Raw genomic sequence first — 20,454 nt, forward strand, 5'->3', positions numbered from 1 at the left:
CTACGGTGGAGCAATTGTTGCAACAAATGGAAAAAGAGCTGGTTGGTCAACGACAAAATATTCGGCTGCTGCTAACCGCTTTGGTTGCCGGTGGACATGTTTTGCTAGAAGGTGTACCCGGTATCGGAAAGACAAAAATGGTAAAGACCTTATCGGAGTTGATGGGGGGCGAGAGTAAGCGCGTCCAGTTTACGCCTGACATGATGCCATCGGACATTATTGGTCATGTGGTGTTCAATATGCAGCAAAACCAGTTTGAGACAATCAAAGGTCCTGTTTTCGCTAACTTATTGCTGGCGGATGAGATTAACCGGACTCCGCCGAAAACCCAAGCGGCCCTTTTAGAAGCAATGGAGGAGGGGCAAGTGACGATTCATGGTGTCACCTATCCTTTACCCGACCCGTTTTTTGTCGTCGCTACGCAAAACCCGGTGGAGTATGAAGGAACGTATGTGTTGCCGGAGGCACAGCTCGATCGCTTTTTGTTCAAGCTAACGATGTCGTATCCTTCCCATGAAAATGAAAAGCAAATCCTCGCCAAACATATTCCCAACAAGCGCAGCCACGAGCGTGATCAAGAGCCGCTCTTTACATGGGAGGCGATTTTGGAGAAGCGACGCCAATTAGAAGAAGTGGTTGTGGATGATTCGATTCTGGAGTACATTACGACACTGATTCGCAATACACGTGAAACGAAACGATTGCTCTTAGGTGCCAGCTCTCGTGCTGGAATTGCCGTGTTGATGGCGAGTAAGGCCTGGGCCCTTTTGGACAATCGCAAGTTCGTGACGCCTGATGATGTGAAGATGGTAGCCCGCCCTGCTTTGCGGCACCGACTCATTCTGTCACCGCAGGTAGAATTGGAGGGGGGTACCAGTGACCACATCATCGAAGAGACGCTGGCGGCTATTCCAGTTCCTCGCTGATTTTTTGGCAGACCGTTTTGTCTTGCCATCCAAGCGACTACTCGTGGCAGTTTTGCTAGGGACGCCCATCGCGATCGTCGGTTTTCTGCTGGAGATTGGCTATTCGACATTCTTTTTGTACAACGGTTTACTCCTGATCGCTAGTATCTTGGATTGGGTTACCATACCCAAACGCCGAGACTTGTCGATCCGGCGTATCTTGCCTGAGCAGACGGATATCGGACAATCGGTTTCGATCGAGCTTGAGCTTGCCAATAATAGCGGGCAATCCGTTTCGTACTCCATCGTGGAAGATCTTCCGCTGACTTTTGAAGAAACCGGACCAATCACAGGCGTGATGGAGCAACCCTTAACCAATATCCGTTTTGAAACAAGAGGAAAAGAACGCGGAGAGTATGTGTTCCGCTGGCTGTATATGCGCTGGCATGGCAAGCTCGGCTTGTGGTATCGCCAAAGCCGCTTTGCGTGTGAACAAACGATCAAGGTATACCCCGACCTTTCAGCCGTTCGTGGCTATTTGGCTTCATTGCAGGAGAGCTTGATCGTCGACGGGAAAAAAATCATGCGCAGGGAGAAAGCGGGTACGGAATTCCATGCGATCCGCGATTACGTGCCAGACGATGATCCTCGGATGATTAACTGGTCCGCTTCTGCACGCTCCCGACGTCTGATGACGAACCAATATCGACCAGAGCATGGCAAGGTGATTACCATTCTGATCGATTGTGGCAGGTTGATGGGCGTCGAGCTGGATAATCAGACGAGGCTGGATCGATCGCTGGAGTCTGCTCTCACGTTAGCGGCAGTGGCATTGCGTCAAGGAGATCAGGTAGCGCTACTAGCCTATTCGCATGAAATCAAGACGTACATACCTCCAGGCAGAGGACTGCGCCACTTGCACACCCTTTTGGAGGCGACCTACAACCTGACGAGTGATTTTGTAGAGGCTGATCCAGCGAAGGCGCTTGAATTTTTGAATCGCCAGCAGAAGAGAAGGAGCTTGGTCGTTCTTTTTTCAGATATGGAAAACTACCTCGTCGAAGATCAGTTGAGCAATTATTTGTGGCGGATGCGCCGTTCGCATTTGCTCCTGTTGCTGTCTTTGGCAGATCCGCTGCTGCATGAATGGAGCCATATAGACACGAGCAACAGCAGCTTGGCGTTTACGAAGGCGGTAGCTCAACGGTTCCAGCTCGAGCGCAGGGCGTTTCAACAAAAAATGATCGGCGCGGGTATCCAGGTACTGGACGTTCCGGCCGATCAATTGACGCTGACGGTTATCAATACTTATTTGGACATCAAATCAAGAGAAGCTTTGTGAGAATCGGACTTGTATCCGAGGAGGTACCAGGCAATCAGCAAAAGCAATGTGCCAACAGCTACGATGTACTTGGCTTCGAGAGAGAGACTCGAGGGAGTAATATAGCCCTCGATGATTCCCGCGATGAACAAAAGCGGGATGGTAGCCAACAGCAGATGCGCAGACTCTTTTGCCGCCTCCAAAAATTGATGTCTTCGTGCGTAGCGACCGGGCACAAGCAGGCGGTATCCCATGTGAAGACCTGCTCCGCCCGCAATAAAGATGGCAGTCAGCTCAATCACGCCGTGCGGCAAAATGTAGGCCCAAAACGCATAGCTGCTATCTGCCTGATAGTAGACGGCTGCCAAAGCTCCAACCAGAAGGCCATTGAATAAGAGAAGGTAGATGGGAACGATTCCAAACGTAATTCCACTGACAAAGGCCAGCATCGCGACTTTGATGTTGTTGGTCATAATCATCGTGGAAATGACCGGACTGTCGAGTGATTCGTGCCCTTCTCCCAGCCTGGATGGATCGATCTGCTCCGCCATCCCTTGTGGCAATACATAATACAGGTTGAGTGGATCGACCATGACGGCGGCAAAACCAGAAATGCCACCGATGATGAAAAGAAGCGCTGCCACACCAATGAAGCTCATTCGCATATGTACGAGACCCATCAAGTAGCTACCAAAGAAATGCTTGAGCTGCTGCCAGCTGCCTATTCGCTGCTTGTAAGCCAAATTGTGTGCACGTAAGACAAGTTGGTTTAAGTAGAGGGTAATCTCGTCCGCAGGATGGTAGGAGCGTACATAGGCCAAATGTGCAGACGTCTTTTTGTATAGCTGTGTCAGTCGATCAATATCGGTAGCACTGATGTGCCGAGGTTGTCGGGTAAAACGCTCCACTAATTGTTCCAGTTCGGCCCAAGAGGCCTTATGCTTGTGCCAAAACGAGGTAATATCCATGTATAATGCCTCCTTCATTAGCGTGTGTGTAATCACTCGAAAAAAACTCATAGTTTCGAGGGGGGAAGAAAAACATCATGAATGAACCGACATACGTCAGTGGGTCAAATCGAGAAGCGTCTGTCGTGACACCCGAGCATGTTATGCTGCGATTTCAGACGGCAGGTTTAGGCAGTCGCGCCACTGCGATGCTGATTGATACAGGAATTTTGTTCCTGGTTAATCTTACTGTATTTATATTGTTTGGTATAGTTTTATTTGGAAATGAAGATGATTTTTTCCCGGATTCTGGCAACTACACGTTGGCCATCGTTCTCCTGGTGACCTTCGTAATAAATTTTGGCTACTATTGGTTACAGGAAGCATTCTGGGGTGGACAGACCGTTGGCAAAAGGCTGGTGGGAATCCGGGTCATCCGTGATAACGGACAGCCTGCGACGTTTGTTTCCTCGACGATCCGGAATCTGTTTCGCATCATTGACGCAATGCCGACTGGTTATTTTCTCGGGGCGCTCATCTGCTTTTTTCACCCCCGTGATAAGCGAATTGGCGATATGGTAGCGGGCACAATTGTCGTAGTGGAGTCAGGACAGCGATCGACTCTTTTTCAGAAAAAGAAAGACAAACAGCCAAACGGCTTTGATTTGAATCATGCGCTACTCGTGCTTGATGAGCGACAAAAACAGGCGATTACCCGAGAGGATTGGCAGCTGCTTTCCTCCTTCATTAGCAGAGTATCTTCTTTATCTCAAGCGAAAAAATATGAACTGGGGAATCAAATAGCCAGCATCCTGCGCAAAAAATTAGAGCTTGTTGACGAACAGACCAACAAGGAAGACCCGATCCTGTTTTTGCAAAGGCTGCACAATCAGCTACAAAACGAATTTCAACTCCGAAAATAAAGCGAAGTACCGCCAAAAAATAGTGGCGGTATTTTCTTTTCTCGACGTATTTTCCCATTATTCAGCAAAATGCTGCTTCAAAAACTTTCTATGTTATAATGAAACCTCACTCTATGCCACAGAAAGGAGGAGGGAGCCGATGGACGACAAATACATGGGAGCGTCATCGACTTCGTCACCCACACTGCCACTCCCGGCAAACGGGAAGCAGAAAGGAAGACGCAGAAGAGGCAGTCTTTTTCAGGCATTGATTCCCTCCCAGACAGAAGGCAAGCGCCCTTTACTACCGATCGTTTTGGCCGTTCTGGTCTGGGTAGGACTTGCCTATGCTGGATATGCCTTTGCTGTTTATACGTTGGACAAGCAGCAACAATCTGTAAACCAACGAATTGATCAAATTCAGGAAAATAATCAAAAGCAGATGAAGGCATTGGGAGATCAATTGACTCTCGTGCAGGAAGAAATGCAAAATGTCCAGAAGGGTCTAGGAAATCTGGAAGAAGATTTGGCTTTGACGGGTGAAACCATTGGTGGCACCAACAAGACCAAAGAAGCCCTGCAGGATCGGGTTGACCAACTCAACAAACAGCTGGTTGATTTGAAAGCATCTCTGAAAAAATTGGAGGATGCTGCCCGTGCTTGGTAAGATAAACCGTTTCTTTCTCTTTCTGTTGGCGCCAGCGCTCGGTTTTTTGGTCGCTTTTGCGCTGGACAATCCAGTGGACAAGCTCCAGACAGAAGGACTGAAGCTTTCTTCTGCCGTAGCGAAGAGCCAAGCAGATGAGCTGGGGGAACGGCTCAACGATACCAAGGTGCAGCTTCGAAACGTAGAAATCGTCATCGAAGACATCCGGGATCGCTCGAAAAAGGAACAGAAAGATTACGAGCAACAAAACAAGAAGATCAGCAGCGCACTTGAAGCGAGCAAATCCCAGACACAAAAATCTGCGGATGTATTGGACACGATTTTGTCCAACATGCTTGGCAAGCCGATCGGTCAACACTTCGGGAAAAACTCGACAGTGAAGGTATATTCCCTGCAAGAAGGCGGATACCGCGGCTATATGGCAAAAGTTCGCCTCAATGATCCAAACGCGCTGAAAATGGTGCTGGCCAACAACTCTGTAAAAAGTAAGGGAGAAACAACAAGTCAAGCTGGTAAGCGTACAGGCTCCATTCTTGCGATCAATGCAGGCGGCTTTATGTCGGACAAGCAGGGCAATTTGACTCCGTTAGGCATTACGGTTGTTGACGGCAAGATTCGAACCTTTTCCAATAATGCGAAGCTGAGCTTTGTCGGTTTCAATAATAAAGGTCATCTGGTCGGAACAAGCATCAAGACCCAGGCGCAAATTACGCAACAAGGGATATTGCAGGGAGCGAGCTTCTTGCCTCGTCTTTTGCAAGGTGGAAAACGATTGCCTATTCCGCGTGAATGGGCGAATGCGCGTCAACCACGGACACTGATCGGACATTTCGACAACGGCGATTTGCTGCTGATTGTCATTGATGGAAGACGAGATGGCTGGAGTAATGGTGTTACGCTGGAGGAAGCGCAAAGAAAGCTACAAGAGTGGCATGTCGTGGATGCGTATAACCTCGACGGCGGCGGCTCCAGTGCGTTTTATTACAACGGCAAGCTGTTGAACAAGCCTTCTGGCGGCAAAGAACGACGCGTGGTGAGCAATTTGGTCGTCATGCCTTAAGCAAAAATCGCAACACTCTTCTGCGAAGACGACAAGTCTTGTTGCAGAAGAGTGTTTTTTTCTGTAGAGAAAAGTTTGACTAGGCAACTGTGAATGTGGGTTGACCTTGAAAAATGCTGAAAATTATAATAATAGGAGGAGTTAATGAAATGGAATAGGAGGGATCGCATGAAAAAAGGGATGATGGTTACCCTCTCGATTGTTACCGTGCTTTCGTTTCCTCATTTGGCAGTGGGGAAAGTCCCGGGTGTGCCAGCAGGCGTGCAAGGAGCTACAAAAGGAATTGTCGCGGTCTCTCATCCAGCAGCGGCACAGGTCGGTAGAGATATCTTGGCAAAAGGCGGCAATGCGATTGACGCTGCGGCTGGGATCCAATTTGCGCTAAATGTAGCAGAACCGTATATGTCCGGTATCGGCGGCGGTGGCTTTATGATGATTTATATGAAGGATCAAAACAAAGTGACGGTGATAGATAGTCGAGAAGTGGCTCCTTCCAAGGTGACTCCCGATATGTTTTTACAGACAGATGGTACGCCGATCCCATTTGAGGAGAGACATACGAGTGGTCAGGCCGTAGGTGTCCCAGGCACATTACTGGGAGTAGAGCAGGCGTTGGAATCGTATGGGACATGGGATTTGGGAAAAGTGATAGAACCCTCGATTGAATTGGCGGAAAAAGGCGTTCGCGTCAACTGGGTGTCCGCTCAATTTATTGCCAATTCCATGGAAAAGCTGAAAAAGCACGGGGCTGCTGCACAGGTGTTTGCGCCAAATGGCGTTCCACTCAAAGAGGGCGAGATGCTGGTTCAGCCCGAATTGGCGAAAACGTTGAAGATCATCCGCGACAAAGGCTCTGATGCCTTGTATGAAGGGGAAATTGGCAAGGCACTCGTCAAGGAAGTACAAAGGACGGGAGGCTCTATGACTCTCGATGATTTGCAGGCGTATCAAGTAAAAGAGCGTGAACCGGTCCGCGGCATGTATCGCGGGTATGAAGTGATTTCGATGGCACCCCCCAGCTCTGGCGGCTTGACACTCATTCAGATTTTGAAGCTGATGGAAGGCTACGATAACCAAAAGGACGGCATTGGGTCGGTAGCCTATTTGCATCATCTGATCGAAGCCAATCACCTTGCCTACGCAGATCGGGCGGCGTTTATGGCGGACGCGGATGTTTATCCAGTACCGAAAAAGGGGCTGATTGCGGACGAATACATCAAGGAGCGGCGCCAGCTCATTCGTGAAGAGACAGCGAATGCCAATGTAATGGCAGGAGATCCTTGGAAGTACGATCCTGGCAAAAAGCCAGTGGTGTCCATGAAACTGAGAGATCAATCTCCGGTCAAGCAGACCACGCACTTCTCTGTGATGGACAAATGGGGGAATATCGTTGCGTATACAACCACGATCGAAGATATTTTTGGCAGTGGTGTGATGGTTCCTGGTTATGGCTTCATGCTCAATAATGAGCTGACAGATTTTGACGCGATTCCTGGCGGAGTCAATCAGGTCGAGCCCGGCAAGCGTCCACGTTCGAGCATGACGCCAACCATGGTGCTTAAAGACGGGAAGCCCTTTTTAGCAATTGGCTCACCTGGTGGCTCAACCATTATCGCCTCTGTATCGCAGACGATTCTCAATGTGATCGATCATGGAATGGAAATTGAGGATGCCATCCGTGCACCACGCATTTTTTCTAGCAGCTATCCGAATGTAACGTGGGAAGCGGGCATTGACCAAGATGTCATCCTGCAATTGATGGCAAAAGGTCACGTCTTTGCTGAGGAACCGACAAACATTGGCAACGTCCAAGCGATTGTGTACGATTTTGAAACGGGAAAAATGTACGGCGGAGCAGATAACACACGCGAGGGTACTGTACTCGGGGTCGATGCCATTGCGTATACGGCTGCTCAGCCAATCCAGTCCCCAAAAGAAAAAGATGGGCCCTTTCATTTACGAGTAAACGGTAAGGTCTATCCATACACGGCAGATCAAAAAGTGATGATAGATGGAGTAGCGTATGTCCACGCTAACAAGTTGCTGTTAGGGCTGGGACAAAAAGTGACGTCCTTCCAGTCTGATGTGGTCATGGTGAAGGGAGTTCCTTGCTTGCCTGTCAAAAAAGTTGGCGAGAAGCTGGGCTATACGGTTATGTGGAAGGAAGGAGAGCGGTCCATCGAGTTGAATAGCAAAAAGTAGGCTGATAAGGAAAGGATGTAGCAAAAATGAAGAAAGTACTTGTACTCGGCGGAACGCGATTTTTTGGAAAGCGATTAGTCCAGCTTCTCGTTGAAGCGGGGGCAGACGTTACCGTGGCAACAAGGGGGCTTACCCAAGTGGAGTTGCCTACCGCTGTCAAAAGAATGACGCTTGACCGAGATAACGTCCACTCGCTAGCGGCTGCAGGGGAAGAGCAGTGGGACGTGGTGTACGATAACATCTGTTATTCCTCTCAAAATGCACTGGATGCGTGTACGGTTTTTCGGGGGAAAGTGGGGAAGTACGTCTTGACCTCTACCTTGTCCGTCTACGATTATGCCGAGGAACCACTACAGGAAGAAGCCTTTGATCCATACACGTATGCAATCAACCTGAAAACGAGAGACGAGACAACCTATCAAGAGGGAAAGCGTCAAGCAGAAGCCGTCTTTTTTCAAGAAAAGGCCTTTCCTGTCGTAGCCGTTCGTTTTCCAATCGTACTGGCGGAAGACGATTACACACAGCGGCTATGGTTTCATATTGAGCATGTCCAAGAGGAACGGCCGATTGGTATCACGAATCCCGCTGCACAGATGGGCTTCATACATGCACAGGAAGCAGCTCAATTTTTGGCATGGCTGACGACAACGTCCATCACAGGGCCAGTGAATGCGTGCTCGGATGGGACTGTTTCGCTTGCTAAGCTAATGGAGACCATTGCGCAAACAGTCGGAAAACCTGCCCGGATCGAACAAACGACAGATGCTTCTGACGCGTCTCCCTTTGGATTTTTAGCATCCCTGTACATGGATAACGGAAAGGCTAAGGCTGCGGGCTTTCCATTTTGGGTGCTGAATGAATGGTTTCCAGCGCTTGTCAAACACCTAAACGAGAAATATACCGCTGAAAAAGCGTGACCTATCTACCTTTTTTTTCGTACTACTCCGTGGTAAGGTAGAGCAGAACGTATGTGTCTGTAAGGAACCAGGAGGATCGATCATGAACAAAAATCGCACCAGCAGCCTTGCGATCATCGCAGCGCTATCAGTAGCACTACTCAGTGGATGTGAACCTCCCTCATTAAGTGGATTGCTTTCCAGCGAGTCGAATGGACAGCCCGCAGGTGAGGGCACGCAAGCAACGACAGTTGAGCCGAATAAAGAGGAGACGACACGTCCCCAACGGGCAACGCTTGCAGAGACGATAAAAGATGTGGATGGAGTGCCAACCGTTACGAATGCAACAGATCTCTCGGTTGTCGTAAATAAACAGCGGGCATTGCCAGGCGATTATATTCCACCGGATTTGGTAGAGCCGAATGTTCCGTTTCCTTTTGATGAAAAAGTGGAGAAGCGATTGCTGCGAGCAGAAGCCGCACAAGCATTAGAAGAACTGTTTGCCAAAGCAAAGACAGAAGGTATTGAACTGTATGCCGTTTCTGGCTATCGCTCATATAAGACTCAAAAATCGCTGTACGAAACGTATGTAAGGACGCAAGGTGCAGAACATGCCGCTGCCTACAGTGCCGTGCCTGGAAAGAGCGAGCATCAGACTGGCTTGGCTATGGATGTGTCCGGACATGATGCTAGTACACGCCTGGAAGAATCGTTTGCTGAGACACCTGAAGGGTTATGGCTGGCAGCCAACTGTGCAGACTCTGGGTTCGTCATTCGTTATTTGAAGGGTAAGGAAGATACGACTGGATATGCGTATGAGCCTTGGCATTTGCGTTATGTAGGGAAGGAAATGGCAAAAGAGATTATGGCAGGTGGCCTTACTTTGGAGGATTATTTTTCTGAAGCGGCAATTGCCCACAAATAACGTCATCAAAACGAAAAGAGCCGCCCCGATAAGGAGCGGCTTTTTGCTGCCTGGATCCATGTTAACGTGGAAGGCGAATCTGGGACAGCGGCCAGTATACAGCTTCTGCACGTCCTACTACATGATCCAGTTGAACAGGGCCAATGACGCGGCTGTCCATACTGTTGTTGCGATTATCCCCCATGACAAACACACTGCCCTCAGGAATCTTCACAGGATCAAAATCTTCGGTTAACGTCACACCTGCCGCAGAGGTTTTTAGCTTGTTTTCGACCAAATACTCTTCGCTGAGCGGTTTGCCATTGACGTACACTTGATTATTTTTGGCTTCAACGGTGTCACCAGCAACTGCGACCACGCGCTTGATCCAGTTGTCGCCAGTAGCATCTGGATGAATGATGACGATATCACCAGGCTGCGGTTCTTTGAGGTAGTAAATCGCTTTGTTTACGATGACACGCTCGCGATCATGCAACGTACTTTCCATGGAGCGCCCTTGGACGACGTAGGGAGCCATGACAAATACGTAGATGAAGGCTGTCAATCCACCAATCAAGACAAACGATTTTAACCAATCAAGCAATTCCACTTTCCATTTTGGTGTAGGGTTGGTTTGTTCCATTGAAATTCTCCTATGTATGTGATTTCTGTGGCAAATATGCCTGAGTCAATTGCCTCGTGTGTGTAAGGCTGTCTTCCCATTATACATGCTATACGAATAGATACGAAAGATGATTCAAGGAAATAATTGGCTCGAGGATGAAGCTAAAAAAAGTCGAAACATTATTTTGCTAGCTTACCTATTGTCAGTTTTTCCTGTTTGAGTTAAGATGTTCTTGAAATAAGTTTTACAATAAAAATATTAAGTGGTAAACACTTTGTCTGGCTCATACATATCTTTCGTGAAAAGAAATAATTTCGGGAGTCCTATTGATCTTCCGGTACTTAGGCTATATAGTTTTATAGTAAAAGTACTTATATTATTAATTTTCCGAAAATAGGTGATGTCGTGAGCAATATGTCCCGTGCCAGTAAACTTGAGGAACTGGATCGAGTTTTTGTCGAGATTGCTCGTTTCTTTATTAATAATTGGCTAGAGGAAGAGTCAATCAGTCCCAAGCAGTTTATCTTGCTACGTGTGCTACATCAAAAAGGACGAAGCACAGTTTCTGAGCTGGCGACTATTTTGAAGTTATCCAATAGTGCCACCACGATCGCACTCAATCGGTTGGTCAAGGCCGGTTTTATTGACCGGGTTCGAGATGAACAGGATCGACGTGTCGTGTGGGTCACTTTGTCACAACAAGCCGTTCCAACTCTGGAGGGACTTCTGTGCCACAGGAGAGCACTAGTAGGAAAGCTGCTGGAGAATCTGACTGACGACGAGTTAGAGCAGTTTACGTATTTTCTCAGGAAAATGCAGCAGTGCATATAGCATGCCTTCAAGTTCGGGTTTGGGGACATTCGTGTAAGACAAAAGTGTGTACCGCGGAATGGGAGTGTACACATATGAAAAAGAAAAGCACACTGATCATGAGTTCTTGTATCTTAGGAGCAGCTCTCTTCACACAAGCTGCATTTGCTGAAGAGGCAGTAAAAGCTACTGAAACGACTTCTGCAACAGAAGCAAAAACAACTGCAACTGAAGAAAAACCAGCAACTACAGAAGAAAAACCAGCAACTACAGAAGAAAAGCCTGCAACTACTGAAGAGAAGCCAGCAACTGAAGCAACTACAACTGCACCAGCAACTAAACCTGAAGTAAAACCTGCGACTCCACAAACCGTTACTCCAATTCAAGGTTTGACTCAACAAGGTGGCTGGGTCATCATGCCAGGTAAAGATGAGTATGTATGGGTGAGTGGTCAATATGTTCCAGTCATCTCTAACGTAGCTGGCTGGGCAATGATGCCAGGAGCAGATCAATATGTTATCACTGGTGGCGTAACTCCTGTGAGTGCTCCAGCAGCTGGTTGGGCAATGATCGCTCCAGAATCTGATAACGAAAAATAAGCATAGCTGAATATAAAGGCGCTTTGTCCCTCGATTGGGCAAGGCGTCTTTTTTTTGCTAAATTTGGAGATTCCCGTACAAACTAAAGTGGATAGAAATCAAATGGAAGGAGGAACGAAAATGGCAGGTTATGATAAGGAGCAGGCTCAGTCCAGGGCGAGAGAGTTGGGGGCTGAAGATGCTGGCACAGCTGTCTACTATCAAGAGGCAGACGAACATACGGCTGGTCTGGCTACGACGCAGGAGCAGGTCAGTGACATGTACAAGATGGGAACCATTGAGGACAGAGAACAGACGATGTAAAAGCACAGGAAAAGAGCAAGGCCAGCCCGGATACAAGGAGGCTGGCCGCTTTTTATTCCGTTGATAAAAAATTTTTTATTGACTTAGTAGGTTGTATCGGTAAGAATACAAGAGGAATCAGAAAATTTAAAAAGGGTGTGCCACGAATGAGAGACTCACGATTAGATCAATTAGCGTACAATCTGGTTAACTATTCTGTACGAGTACAGCCAGGGGAAAACATTTTGATCAACGCGAAAGGGGACACACCGGATTTGGTGCAAGCCCTCGTGCGTGAGATTTACAAAGCAGGCGGCAGTCCTTATGTTCAATTGATTGATCCCGCCGTAAGCCGAGAAATCGCAATGAATTGCAATGAAGAGCAGTTGAAGACCATGGCTCAACATGAAGTTGAACTCATGGAGAAAATGCAAGGTTATATCGGGATTCGTGCAGCGAGCAACATCAATGAGATGGCTGATGTTCCAAGTGACAAGCTGAGTATCTATTCTCGCCTGTATGAGCTGCCAGTGATGAACGTGCGCGTGCCAAAAACGAAGTGGGTTGTTCTCCGTTATCCGAATCCTTCCATGGCACAGCTTGCGAACATGTCTACAGCAGCTTTTGAAGATTTTTACTTCCAAGTATGTAACCTGGATTACGCGAAAATGGACAAAGCAATGGACAGTTTGGTTGACTTGATGAATCGCACAGACAAGGTACGCTTGGTAGGACCTGAAACAGATCTCACCTTCTCAATCAAGGACATCCCTGCTGTGAAATGTGCTGGCCTGCGCAATATTCCAGATGGTGAAGTGTATACAGCACCTGTGAAGAATTCTGTAAATGGTGTTATCACTCATAATGCGCCAACACCATACCACGGCTTCACATTCGAAAATGTTCGCCTGACCTTCAAGGACGGCAAAATTGTCGAAGCAACAGCGAACGATACCGAACGCTTGAATCAAATTTTGGATACAGACGAGGGAGCGCGCTTCATTGGAGAATTCGCCATCGGTGTGAATCCTTACATTCGCAACCCGATGAAAGATATCTTGTTTGACGAAAAAATAGACGGAAGCTTCCACTTCACGCCTGGTCAATGCTATGACGAAGCTTACAATGGCAACAAATCGTCTGTGCACTGGGACATGGTTTCCATCCAGCGTCCGGATTGGGGCGGAGGGGAAATCTGGTTTGATGACGTCCTGATTCGCAAAGATGGTCGTTTTGTCATTGCAGAGCTTGAATGTCTGAATCCAGAAAACTTGAAAGGGTAAGGTATAGCCTACCCCATCATTTGTCGTACTGTCGGAGCCTTTCGTGGGCAAGCATAATATCCATTTCTAGCTGAAATAGCATGTGCAGATTGCTTGAAGGAAGAGTAATTCTGCGTGCCGCGTGGTAGAGAAGTGGCTTGTTTTGTTTGACGACCGTCATGATTTCCACAACCGGTGGAATGACTTGTTTGATTCTTAGCAGGCTTTGCAAATAGCGGAGAAATGTTTGAATACTAGTCTGGTCATCCTTGTTCGGTACCGCTTCAATCAAAGCGAAAAAGTCTCGGATGATGATCCGCTTCGTCTCCTGAGGCTCCACTATGGTTGTACGATTCACTTGATCCACCTCACGGGAAAGAGTAACAGCTTCTTTTCTTTACCCGTTGAATGATAAGTGATAAACCTTTTGTCTGATAAAAAGTCTTTGGCATGTGCGTGTGCCAAAGACTTTTCGTTTTTATGACTCACGATGACCATCGTAGACGCTTGCTTCTTCCATAGGTATCCGAATGCGCAGGAGCAACCAGGCATTTAAGAGAGAAAACGCTAGGGCAGTTGCCACAGCGGAAAATGTCAGCGGGAGTAGCAGCAGCTCAAGCGATACGACCACGTAGTTGGGGTGACGAATGAACCGATAAGGACCTCGCTTGATTGGAGCCTCGCCCGGGAGGATGAAGATGCGGGTATTCCACCGTTTGCCCAAGCTGCGAATACACCAATAACGAAGTCCTTGCGCGATTAAAAACAGGCTGAACGGAATTGCCCACCAAGAGGGCAGAACCATTGCGCTGCCTTTTCCCACCACTTCGAAAAGGAGCGAGAGAAAAAAGAGAAAATGAAGAAGGACGATGTATTTGTAATGACTCGCCCCAACTTCGTAGCCCCCTTTTGAGCGGATATAGCGAGCATTCCTCATGGCAATGAGAAGCTCGACCAGCCGTTGTAACACGACTCCAGCCATGACAAATCCAAAAAAGAGCAACATGACTATCTCGCCTCCAGAAGTAAGAGCTCGGAGCTAAACCCAGGTCCAAGCGCAGCGACCAATCCGCGATCTCCTGGCTCCCACGCCTTCTCCATGCTTTTTTCCAGGACGAACAGAACCGTAGGGGAGGACATGTTTCCGAAATTGGTTAGGACATCTTCAGAAAACCGAGTGGCTTCTGTGTCAATGCCCAGGGACCGCTGATAAGCCGTTAGTACCTTGGCGCCACCTGGATGGAAAATGAAATGGCGTAGATGGTCAATAGACATCCCGTGCGGTGACAAAAAGCTCTCCACGTTTTCTCGCATGGAAGAACGGATGAGAGTAGGGATGTCACGAGAGAAAATGACTTTTAACCCTGGATCGGTCAATTCCCATCCCATAATATCTACTGTGTCCGGCCATGTTGTCGTTCGCGCATCACAGAATTGAACCTTAGGTGTGTCCGAAGAGGACGAGACTTGATCTCCTTCTATTAATACGGCTGCGGCTCCATCTCCAAAGAGGCAAGTTGCAACCAAATTGCTTTTGGACAAATCTTGTCGGATGAAGGTCAAGCCGCACAGCTCTACGCTCACAAGCAATACTCGTCGGGAGGGATAAGCCTGGGTGTACTCGCATGCACGCGACAATCCCATCGCTCCACCAGCACAGCCAAGACCCCACAACGGGACACGGGTTGCTTGTGAACGGAGTCCTAAACGGTGGAGTAAGCGGGAATCAAGGCTTGGGGTCGCAATGCCAGTGCTTGATACAAACATCAGACAATCGATGGATGACGGCTCGACCCCAGCTTTTGTCAAACACTTTCGGGCTGCTTCCTCTGCCAAGGCTTCCGCATGCTCGATATACAATTGATTTTTCTCCGCAAATGGTCGGTCTTCCAAAAACCAATCCATTGGCATACTAAAATATCGCTTCTGAATGTGACTATGTGCAAACACGTGTAACAAACGGTCTATGTCGGGAAAAGCATCTTGAAAAAATAGGCGTGCCAGCTTCATGGAATCCTCTTGTGTAATCTCGTGGGAAGGTACTGCTGTAGCTACTGCTTCTATACGGGGCACCCATTCATTCACTCCCGTCTATTTTGATTAGCCCTTAGCTTATCCCTTCCAATTGGTTCCAATTCATGCAGCACCACGAGCGAAGGCCGCAGGCTGATTGTCAGGATTTTTCCATGATTCGTTTGAATGAATAAGTGGCAGTTTCGTGGATTTGCTTGAACTTATAAAAAAAGATAGGTAAAATATTCCTGATTATATGAAAAAAGACCTACTATAGATTTCGATAGATAGGTCTAATGTATGAATGAAAAGAGGGGAACATCGGATAGATCGGGGGTAGTGTACTTTGGGCTCACGCTGGATTAGCTTGGGTGTGTCCTGTGGAATCATTTCGGTTTGGCTGATTGGATACGGATTGCCATCGGATGAGAGTATGGTTGTCTTTCTTTTTCTTGTGGCTGTCATTCAGACGCTTGCTGCCTATCGTATAGGGAAATATATAGATCAGCTGCGGCAGATGGCTTATCACGATTCACTCACAGGCGTTCTCGTCAATCGCAGATTTCTGGACAAGTTGGTCGCAGAAGTAGAGTTGGCAAAAAGCAATCATCAATCTGTTACGTTATTGTTTATTGATTTGGATAATTTCAAAATATTCAATGATTCATTTGGCCATATGGAAGGCGACAGACTCCTTTGCCAATTTGCAAGAATCTTGCAAGCAAGTGTACGGAAACAAGACGTTGTTGGAAGGTGGGGCGGGGAAGAATTCGTCGTTTTGTTAACGCAGACAGACACAAGAAGAGCACTGGCAATCGGGGAACGAATTCAAAATCAAGTGCGAGACGCACTTTCAGGGGTCACTGTCAGCATCGGAGTAGCCTCGTATCCACACCATGCCGCGACAGCGGAAGAGTTAGCGAAAAAAGCAGATATGCTTATGTATGAAGCGAAAAAAAGGAAAGATTGCATGATGGTCGCTTCGAGTGAAATGATAAATATTGGCAAGGCTAACACTCGTCCTCTCTCTTGACACGAGTGTTTTCTTTTATTGTAAAGAGCATTTACAAAAACTTAATAATTCCTTAAAGAAAAATATACACATTTGACCTTGATTTTAAATTTACGGAAACAATAACATTCGATATAATCTTGTAGGTGCCATTTATTCAAAGGAGTGAAGAAGTCCCGTATGTTGAAATCAAACAAGTATATCTTCTTTGATCTGTTCGAACAGCAGATTGCCACGGTACACAAAGGAACTCATCTTTTCTATGAAATGATAGGAAACTATCAAGATCTAGAAACAAAGGTTAAGGCAATCAAGGCTGTCGAGAAAGAAGGAGACGAAATCGTTCGTCGCATCATGAACGAGTTGAACTCTACTTTTATCACTCCGCTTGAGCGTGAAGACATTCACCAACTCGCTCATACAATGGACTCGATGATCGACTACATTGACGGTGTCGCTGATCGTATGTATCTGTACCAAGTGACTCAACCAGATCCACGTGTATTGGCACAAGCCAATATTTTGGTGAAATGCTCGGCTAAGCTGATCGAGCTGATTCGCACACTGCGCAAGCTGGATCATAAAGTCGTTACACAAATCGCTGGGGAAATCAAAGATTTGGAGCATGAATCTGACTCCAACTACCGCAAAATGGTATCTGATTTGTTGAATTCTCCTGATACCAACCCAATGGAAGCGATCAAACTCAAAGAGATTTACGATAAGCTCGAAGACTGTGCTGACTTCGCTGAGGACGTCTCCAACCTGGTAGAAGGGATCGTGTTAAAGAATGCCTGATCTTTCGCCAGAGGTGATTATTCTCGTACTCGTCGTCATCATGGCGCTAGCATTTGACTTTATCAATGGTTTTCATGATACGGCGAACGCGATTGCTACTTCTGTTTCGACACGCGCATTAAGTCCGAAAACCGCGATTATTATTGCATCCCTGTGTAATTTGATTGGTGCACTCTCGTATACGGGGGTAGCGAAGACAATCGGGGGAAGCATTACCGATCCATTCAAGCTGGAAAATGGATTGGTCGTCGTTTTGGCGGCGTTGACATCTGCGATTTTGTGGAACCTAATCACCTGGTGGTTCGGAATTCCTAGCTCGTCCTCGCACGCGATTATCGGAGGCGTTGCAGGTGCCGCTTTTGGTGCCGCAGGAAGTGGTGCCATTAACTGGTCAGGTTTCATTAGCATTATCCAGGCGTTGATCATATCACCGCTTGTTGCCTTTGCTGTTGGTTTTGTGGTGATCAAGCTTGTGTCTTGGTTTGTTCGTAACTCTGCGTATCACAAAACCAATAAAGGTTTCCGTTCGATGCAAGTATTGTCAGCTTCTTGGCAGGCTTTCAGCCATGGAGCCAACGATGCGCAAAAAACAATGGGCGTAATCACCCTTGCTCTGATTTCTGGAGGATTCTTGGTACAAGCACCGGGCGAATTCGTTATTCCACTGTGGGTAAAACTTTCAGCTGCTCTTGCAATGGCATTAGGAACAGCCTTTGGTGGATGGCGGATCATCAAGACCTTGGGTGGTAAGATTATGAAAATCAAGCCAATTTCCGGTTTCTCAGCAGACCTGTCTTCTGCCTTGATTATCACAATCTTTACAGCTTTGAAACTGCCAGTGAGTACAACGCATGTGATCACATCCGCCATCTTGGGGGTTGGGGCATCGCAAAAGCTGAACGCTGTAAAATGGGGCCTGGCTGGCCGAATATTGGTCACATGGGTCATTACCCTTCCGATTACCGGACTTTTGGCTGCTGCATGCTACGTCGTGTTTGACGTATTCCTGTAGAGCTACATCTTTATCCAACAGACAACAGACACCTTTCCGTTGTAAAGTACGCGGGAAGGTGTCTTTTTCATTAACTTGATCCCGTTAAACGCTCCCATAAGCCCGGCTTGGGTTTAATTTGCACGAGGCGTACGGCAGAGAATGGGATATAGTCAAGCGAGCCATCCCGTTCTTCAATTAATATGCCATTTGGGCTGTAATCATACAATTTGCCTTCTGCATACGCGGATAATCCTTGGCCGATCCTATCAGGAGCAAAATGAATACGTACGTAGTGATCAAGATACTCTTCCAAAATTTCGTCATCCATCCTATTTCCCTCCTTTTTCATTCTTTCTCCTAGTTATTGCCTGCATTGCGACAATTCAGACGAGGCAAAGAAAAAACCACCCGGTCGGACTGACCTGAGTGGCAATGGATATGGCATATAGATGTTATTCGATCGAGTTTTGGGAATGTCCGGCCTGCTTGCTTTTCCGTGCAAACACGAGCATCAAGATGACACCGGCAGCAACTAAGCACAGACTGACTAATTGAGCGACACGCAGGGTATCGGCTATCAACAAACTGTCTGTACGCATGCCCTCAATGAAGAAGCGTCCAATCGAATACAGGATCATGTAGCTAAACAAGACCTGTCCATCGAATTTTTTGAATCGGTACAGCATGAGCATGAGAATGGCGAAAACAACAAGGTTCCACATCGATTCATACAAGAATGTAGGGTGGTAATATTGTCCACCGATAAACATTTGTTCGCGGATGAACGCAGGGAACTTTTCCATAAACTCAGCAGAGACGGGACCACCATGTGCTTCCTGGTTGATAAAGTTTCCCCAACGTCCGATGGCTTGACCCAAAATAACACTCGGCATAAAAATGTCAGCCAAACGAAGGAACGGCAGTTTATGTTTTCGAATATACCAGGCTCCTGCCAGAACACCACCGATTAAACCACCGTGAATAGCCAAGCCGCCTTGCCAAACTGCGAAGATGTCCAGTGGGTTGTCTTTGTACTGCTGCCATTCAAACGTTACATAATACAATCTTGCACAAACGATGGCTGCTGGAATGATCAGAACCACCATGTTCAAGACGTGATCGGGATCAATGCCAGAACGTTTGGAATTGTAGCGAGCGAGATAAGTACCCAAGAAAAACGCGAGCCCCATTATAATGCCATACCAGTGAATCTTTAAGGGGCCGATTGCAATTGCGATCGGATCAATCATGAATGTGCCTCCTTGCCTCAAAACATCTGTGCCAAGTATAGCACAAATAGGCAGCATGATTCCAACTAACGGCTTACTGAGACTGCAAAAAGCCGAGGATGGCATCAAGAGAGGCCCGTTTTGTCGGGGCAGATATGGAGGAGAATAAATCCCCAAATGTTTCCAGACGTTTGGGTACCGTATAAACGGTGAAATCTGTGGGATGACAATCGGGAACTTCTTCCCACAGGAGTGGCGTTGATACGGTTGCCTGTTCTTTTGCACGGGTTGAATAAGGGGCTGGTAATGTCTTTCCGCGCCAGTGCTGCAAATAGTCAATGTACAGCTTATCACCCCGATTCTTCACTAAGCGCTCGATGGTTAAAAGGGAGGGATGCTTGCTGACTAAATAGGATGCGATGAAATGGCCGACTTGGCGCGTCTGTTCAAACGTATAGCGGAGCTCGATCGGAACATAGATTTGCAAGCCGCTGGAACCAGATGTCTTGACCCATGAAGGCAGCTGTAATTCATCGAGCAGCTGTTTCAATAAGAGGGCAGACTCTATCACAACAGCAAAGTCATCTGTGGAAGGGTCGAGGTCAAACACGAGCTCTGTCGGAGTCTCATCCTTGGCGAGGTGAAAGGAGACGTGCCACTCCAATGCCGCTTGATTCGCCATCCATACGAGTGTCGCTCGGTCATTGCACAGCACGTAACGTACGTTTTCCCACATATGTGTTTGTATCCAGTCGGGTGCATAGTCCGGGGCGTTCTTTTGATAGAAGTGCTTGTCACCGATTCCGTGAGGGTAGCGAATGACCGTTAAGAGCCGATCCTTGCTATACCGGAGTAGTGGGGCTGCAACAATCAGCAAATAGCGCAAGTAATCTAGCTTGGTTACCTCCGCCTCTGGCCAAAGAGGCTTGTCAGGGTTTGTGATGGACAATGTGTGATTGTCGATCGTCAGCTCGTACTCTTTTGTTGCAGGACACAATGACATGTTCACCTTCTTTTGAAACGGTA

Annotated in this window: 23 protein-coding genes; 15 read left to right on the forward strand and 8 right to left on the reverse strand. The window is 47.4% G+C overall.

The window, feature by feature from the left end; genetic code table 11:
- Positions 1-5 precede the first annotated feature (5 nt).
- Together HP401_RS08660 and HP401_RS08665 are read left to right on the forward strand one after the other, a co-directional pair.
- Positions 6-926 carry an AAA family ATPase gene (locus tag HP401_RS08660; protein ID WP_173604745.1) on the forward strand — a complete coding sequence of 307 codons (921 nt, stop codon included), beginning with the start codon at positions 6-8 and terminating at the stop codon, positions 924-926.
- Positions 877-2,247, forward strand: a complete 1,371-nt coding sequence (locus HP401_RS08665) for a DUF58 domain-containing protein (protein WP_173604746.1) — start codon at positions 877-879, stop codon at positions 2,245-2,247. Before HP401_RS08660 ends, HP401_RS08665 begins: the two co-directional genes overlap by 50 nt.
- On the opposite strand, the gene HP401_RS08670 is transcribed toward HP401_RS08665, so the two are convergent.
- Positions 2,214-3,194: a stage II sporulation protein M gene (locus tag HP401_RS08670; protein WP_173604747.1), complete on the reverse strand. Its 981-nt coding sequence runs from the start codon at positions 3,192-3,194 to the stop codon at positions 2,214-2,216. The genes HP401_RS08665 and HP401_RS08670 overlap by 34 nt on opposite strands.
- A 77-nt stretch (positions 3,195-3,271) precedes the next feature.
- Here HP401_RS08670 and HP401_RS08675 point away from each other — a divergent pair, with 77 nt between their 5' ends.
- From HP401_RS08675 to HP401_RS08700, 6 genes are all read left to right on the forward strand, one after another.
- On the forward strand, positions 3,272-4,096 hold the full coding sequence (locus HP401_RS08675; RefSeq protein WP_173604748.1) for an RDD family protein: 825 nt from the start codon (positions 3,272-3,274) through the stop codon (positions 4,094-4,096).
- A 139-nt stretch (positions 4,097-4,235) separates the two neighbouring features.
- Entirely contained in the window at positions 4,236-4,742 is a 507-nt protein-coding gene (locus tag HP401_RS08680) for a hypothetical protein (protein ID WP_173604749.1), read from the forward strand.
- Positions 4,723-5,802: a phosphodiester glycosidase family protein gene (locus HP401_RS08685; RefSeq protein ID WP_173604750.1), complete on the forward strand. Its 1,080-nt coding sequence runs from the start codon at positions 4,723-4,725 to the stop codon at positions 5,800-5,802. Before HP401_RS08680 ends, HP401_RS08685 begins: the two co-directional genes overlap by 20 nt.
- Positions 5,803-5,970: 168 nt before the next feature.
- Positions 5,971-8,004, forward strand: a complete 2,034-nt coding sequence (gene ggt / locus HP401_RS08690; RefSeq protein ID WP_173604751.1) for a gamma-glutamyltransferase — start codon at positions 5,971-5,973, stop codon at positions 8,002-8,004.
- Between the two features lie 26 nt (positions 8,005-8,030).
- Complete coding sequence (locus HP401_RS08695) at positions 8,031-8,921, forward strand: NAD-dependent epimerase/dehydratase family protein (protein ID WP_173604752.1); 891 nt, start codon at positions 8,031-8,033, stop codon at positions 8,919-8,921.
- A gap of 82 nt (positions 8,922-9,003) precedes the next feature.
- Entirely contained in the window at positions 9,004-9,825 is an 822-nt protein-coding gene (locus HP401_RS08700; protein ID WP_173604753.1) for a M15 family metallopeptidase, read from the forward strand.
- A 61-nt stretch (positions 9,826-9,886) separates the two neighbouring features.
- Here HP401_RS08700 and lepB read toward each other — a convergent pair whose 3' ends face one another.
- On the reverse strand, positions 9,887-10,447 hold the full coding sequence (lepB, locus tag HP401_RS08705) for a signal peptidase I (protein ID WP_173604754.1): 561 nt from the start codon (positions 10,445-10,447) through the stop codon (positions 9,887-9,889).
- A 387-nt stretch (positions 10,448-10,834) separates the two neighbouring features.
- Between lepB and HP401_RS08710 the strand changes: the two genes are divergently transcribed.
- From HP401_RS08710 to HP401_RS08725, 4 genes are all read left to right on the forward strand, one after another.
- Positions 10,835-11,260 carry a MarR family winged helix-turn-helix transcriptional regulator gene (locus HP401_RS08710; protein ID WP_015891940.1) on the forward strand — a complete coding sequence of 142 codons (426 nt, stop codon included), beginning with the start codon at positions 10,835-10,837 and terminating at the stop codon, positions 11,258-11,260.
- Positions 11,261-11,334: 74 nt separating this feature from the next.
- A complete protein-coding gene (locus HP401_RS08715) occupies positions 11,335-11,838 on the forward strand; it encodes a hypothetical protein (protein ID WP_173604755.1) in 504 nt (167 codons plus the stop codon).
- 120 nt (positions 11,839-11,958) lie between these two features.
- Entirely contained in the window at positions 11,959-12,141 is a 183-nt protein-coding gene (locus HP401_RS08720; protein WP_173604756.1) for a YozQ family protein, read from the forward strand.
- A 146-nt stretch (positions 12,142-12,287) separates the two neighbouring features.
- Positions 12,288-13,403: an aminopeptidase gene (locus HP401_RS08725; protein WP_015891937.1), complete on the forward strand. Its 1,116-nt coding sequence runs from the start codon at positions 12,288-12,290 to the stop codon at positions 13,401-13,403.
- Positions 13,404-13,419: 16 nt separating this feature from the next.
- Here the strand turns inward: HP401_RS08725 and HP401_RS08730 are convergent, their stop codons facing one another.
- The 3 genes from HP401_RS08730 to HP401_RS08740 form a co-directional block, all read right to left on the reverse strand.
- The gene (locus HP401_RS08730; protein WP_173604757.1) at positions 13,420-13,740 is read right to left on the reverse strand and encodes a hypothetical protein; all 321 of its coding nucleotides are present in this window, start codon (positions 13,738-13,740) and stop codon (positions 13,420-13,422) included.
- 120 nt (positions 13,741-13,860) lie between these two features.
- Positions 13,861-14,388 carry an isoprenylcysteine carboxyl methyltransferase family protein gene (locus HP401_RS08735; protein ID WP_173604758.1) on the reverse strand — a complete coding sequence of 176 codons (528 nt, stop codon included), beginning with the start codon at positions 14,386-14,388 and terminating at the stop codon, positions 13,861-13,863.
- Between the two features lie 2 nt (positions 14,389-14,390).
- Positions 14,391-15,467, reverse strand: a complete 1,077-nt coding sequence (locus HP401_RS08740; protein ID WP_173604759.1) for a type III polyketide synthase — start codon at positions 15,465-15,467, stop codon at positions 14,391-14,393.
- A gap of 274 nt (positions 15,468-15,741) precedes the next feature.
- Here HP401_RS08740 and HP401_RS08745 point away from each other — a divergent pair, with 274 nt between their 5' ends.
- From HP401_RS08745 to HP401_RS08755, 3 genes are all read left to right on the forward strand, one after another.
- Positions 15,742-16,428, forward strand: coding sequence for a GGDEF domain-containing protein (locus HP401_RS08745; RefSeq protein ID WP_173604760.1), 687 nt, complete (start codon positions 15,742-15,744; stop codon positions 16,426-16,428).
- 159 nt (positions 16,429-16,587) lie between these two features.
- Positions 16,588-17,205, forward strand: coding sequence for a DUF47 domain-containing protein (locus tag HP401_RS08750; RefSeq protein WP_007728239.1), 618 nt, complete (start codon positions 16,588-16,590; stop codon positions 17,203-17,205).
- The gene (locus HP401_RS08755) at positions 17,198-18,217 is read left to right on the forward strand and encodes an inorganic phosphate transporter (protein ID WP_087347000.1); all 1,020 of its coding nucleotides are present in this window, start codon (positions 17,198-17,200) and stop codon (positions 18,215-18,217) included. The genes HP401_RS08750 and HP401_RS08755 overlap by 8 nt, the downstream gene beginning before the upstream one ends.
- 70 nt (positions 18,218-18,287) lie before the next feature.
- Here the strand turns inward: HP401_RS08755 and HP401_RS08760 are convergent, their stop codons facing one another.
- The 3 genes from HP401_RS08760 to ligD form a co-directional block, all read right to left on the reverse strand.
- Entirely contained in the window at positions 18,288-18,527 is a 240-nt protein-coding gene (locus HP401_RS08760; protein WP_173604761.1) for a hypothetical protein, read from the reverse strand.
- Positions 18,528-18,651: 124 nt separating this feature from the next.
- The gene (lgt, locus tag HP401_RS08765) at positions 18,652-19,449 is read right to left on the reverse strand and encodes a prolipoprotein diacylglyceryl transferase (protein WP_173604762.1); all 798 of its coding nucleotides are present in this window, start codon (positions 19,447-19,449) and stop codon (positions 18,652-18,654) included.
- A gap of 73 nt (positions 19,450-19,522) precedes the next feature.
- A complete protein-coding gene (gene ligD, locus HP401_RS08770) occupies positions 19,523-20,425 on the reverse strand; it encodes a non-homologous end-joining DNA ligase (RefSeq protein ID WP_173604798.1) in 903 nt (300 codons plus the stop codon).
- Positions 20,426-20,454: the final 29 nt, after the last annotated feature.

Source organism: Brevibacillus sp. HB2.2 (assembly GCF_013284275.1).
GTDB classification, from domain to species: Bacteria; Bacillota; Bacilli; order Brevibacillales; family Brevibacillaceae; genus Brevibacillus; species Brevibacillus brevis_D.